This window comes from Affinirhizobium lemnae, from assembly GCF_022968395.1.
Classification (GTDB): Bacteria; Pseudomonadota; Alphaproteobacteria; order Rhizobiales; family Rhizobiaceae; genus Neorhizobium; species Neorhizobium lemnae.
The window spans coordinates 2,548-4,926 of the sequence record NZ_JALJQZ010000095.1 but is presented as its reverse complement, the minus strand read 5'-3'; the positions used below and the strand labels follow the sequence as shown (position 1 = coordinate 4,926).

Here is a 2,379-nt window from a genome sequence, read left to right as displayed (position 1 = left end):
CGCGCCAGCAGTCCGGCATCGATCCTGTCCGTCTTGGCAAGCCTGCCGGTCGCTTCTGCAAAACGTCTTGCAAGGCGGGGATTGATCTTGGAGAGGGCCAACCCTTGCACCATCATGAAGCGCTCGAAGGCCTTGTGATAGGGACCAGTGGGTTCGAAAACAATACGTTCAACCAGCCCTACGCCAAGCCATTCGCGAAGGCCTTGAAACCGATCCAGTGGTTTGTAATCCGGAACCGTTTACTGTCGAGAAGGCGGTAGAGGTCGATGTAATCTTTGGAGAAATCCACACTGATCGTATAGGGGTTCATCTTTCCGTCTCCTCTGCTTGTCATCCCAAAATCGTTTGATCAAAACGAATGCTCTAACTCCGCCAAATCACGGTCGATATAATTACCAAAGTAGATTTTAAAAAAAAAGCCTCCCGATTTTTACTTTCGATTTAATTATCTTAAGTAGCATGAAAACGCATTAATATAACCAATAAGTGTGCCGCGCCTTGATGCGGTATTGGAGGAAAATTTATATGAAATCTGCTTTTTTTAGCTCTGCCACCAGGTCTGCCCTTACAGCCGCCATTGCCCTCTCGGGCGGTCTGCTCGCATCCGGATTGCCCACACCCGCACACGCCTGTGGGCCGGAAAGCTATATCGGGACCGTCTGCGCGTTCAGCTTCAATTACTGCCCTATCAACTGGCTTCCGGCGGATGGACGAACTGTGGCGGTGAGCAATTATCAGGCGCTCTTCGCGTTGATCAGCTACCAGTATGGCGGCAACCAGGCGACGAATACGTTCGCGCTTCCAGATCTGCGTGGACGAGCGATCGTCAATTTCGGTACAGGTCCCGGCCTGCCACAGCAGGTTTTCGCCAGCCAGTCTGGTGTGCCATCCACTGCCCTCACTGTTGCCAACCTGCCGCCGCATAATCACCAGGCAGTCTTCACAGGTACCGGAGGAGGGCAGCAGACTGTCAACATTCCGGCAACGCCCGGCACTCTGGGTGTAACAGCAACGTTGAACGCAAAGGACGAGGCCGGTGGTGCCGCGTTGAACGCGAATTCCTATCTCGGCAAGGGTACCACCGGCAGTGGAGCTGCCAATATCTATGTTTCTTCAACTAGCACGGCGGCCGACATCCCACTCAGCGGGTTACAGGTACAAGTGACCGGTACGCCGGGCACTGGGGCAACCAGCTTCACCTACCAAACCGGCATCACCGGTGGTTCAGTTGCCATCGGCAGTACGGGCAACGGCGCAGCCTTCAGCAACCAGTCGCCTTCGCTAGCCATGAACTATTGCATCATGGTGAATGGCCTCTGGCCGGACCGCCCATGATCTCGCCCAGAAATTGAGTGAATCAGGGTTGCAGGTGTATTGTTAATGCACCTGAACCATGGCAAGAAGATTCGTGCCAGAGCACGTTTTAGTTGTAGTTAGTGCTAAATTAGTGGAAGCATACCCCTGCTTCCTGCTGATGGTTTTCGCGCAGTAGAAATGCGCGAAAACCCTTGCTGCAGATTTGTAGCGTCCTGTGGCGAGACACTCGTGCGACGTCACAACGTCCCGGCCAGAGGGAACAGGCATGCAAAGTAGAATGCGCGGGATTAAGGCTGCGATCAATGAAATGTGCTGCAATACGAATCTGGCGGTTGATGTAACCAACCAACCGAGACCGGGCGCATTATTCAATCGTTTTCCTGCGATATCGGCCTTGCTTCAGTATACCCTCCGGCTGCTGATGCTACTTTGCCTCGTTATGATGGGGACATTGCTGAGCGCGATGTCTGCTGAGGCGGCGGCTTCTCCCGCGTGTCAGAATGTCAATTCGGACTGGGGAAGCGGGCAATCGTTTACTTCGGATGATCCAGCGGGTAGCCTCTTTGGCTCGAATGCAGTCAGTGGTTTTTACGGTGCGCTTTCTGCTGGCGAAAGGATAAGTTGGACATTTGTCGGAACGGGCGCCGCTAGTTCTGCTAATTTCGTCGATTACTACATTAGTAATGACGATCAAGTCGAATACTCTGGCGGGACCCAGTTCTCGGGATCGAGTTCAATTTCAGGAAGTCACACGTTTAACTCCGGCGCTCCGAAATTGCAGATCGAGCTCCGCAACATTGGTACCGGAGGAGGGGCTGCGGGTGCATCGGGTACGCTGACAGTTACCTGCACTCAAACTGTAGCCACGTCAACAAACGCCAACCTTTCGAACATTTCGCTGTCGAGTGGCACGCTTTCGCCAAGCTTTGCGAGCGGCACGACGAGCTATGCGGCCTCTGTCGCCAATGGCGTAAGCACGATCACGGTGACGCCGACGGTGAGCGATGCGACGGCGACGGTGACGGTCAATGGCACGACGGTGACCTCCGGCACGGCGTCCGG

Annotated in this window: 3 protein-coding genes; 2 read left to right on the top strand and 1 reads right to left on the bottom strand. The window is 54.3% G+C overall.

Going from position 1 to position 2,379, the window contains the following annotated elements; translation table 11 throughout:
* Positions 1-178: 178 nt before the first annotated feature.
* Positions 179-310, bottom strand: coding sequence for a hypothetical protein (locus MUU53_RS23280; RefSeq protein ID WP_281435238.1), 132 nt, complete (start codon positions 308-310; stop codon positions 179-181).
* A gap of 215 nt (positions 311-525) precedes the next feature.
* Between MUU53_RS23280 and MUU53_RS22920 the strand changes: the two genes are divergently transcribed.
* Together MUU53_RS22920 and MUU53_RS22915 are read left to right on the top strand one after the other, a co-directional pair.
* On the top strand, positions 526-1,335 hold the full coding sequence (locus MUU53_RS22920) for a phage tail protein (protein WP_247262910.1): 810 nt from the start codon (positions 526-528) through the stop codon (positions 1,333-1,335).
* Between the two features lie 259 nt (positions 1,336-1,594).
* Positions 1,595-2,379: cadherin-like beta sandwich domain-containing protein (locus tag MUU53_RS22915; RefSeq protein ID WP_247262909.1), on the top strand; the 785-nt coding region annotated here is incomplete at its 3' end.

What these genes read in the sequence shown, in the direction of transcription:
- MUU53_RS22920 (WP_247262910.1), top strand. Translation starts at nt 526, where the DNA reads ATGAAATCTGCTTTTTTTAGCTCTGCCACCAGGTCTGCCCTTACAGCC.
- MUU53_RS23280 (WP_281435238.1), bottom strand. Translation starts at nt 310, where the DNA reads ATGAACCCCTATACGATCAGTGTGGATTTCTCCAAAGATTACATCGAC.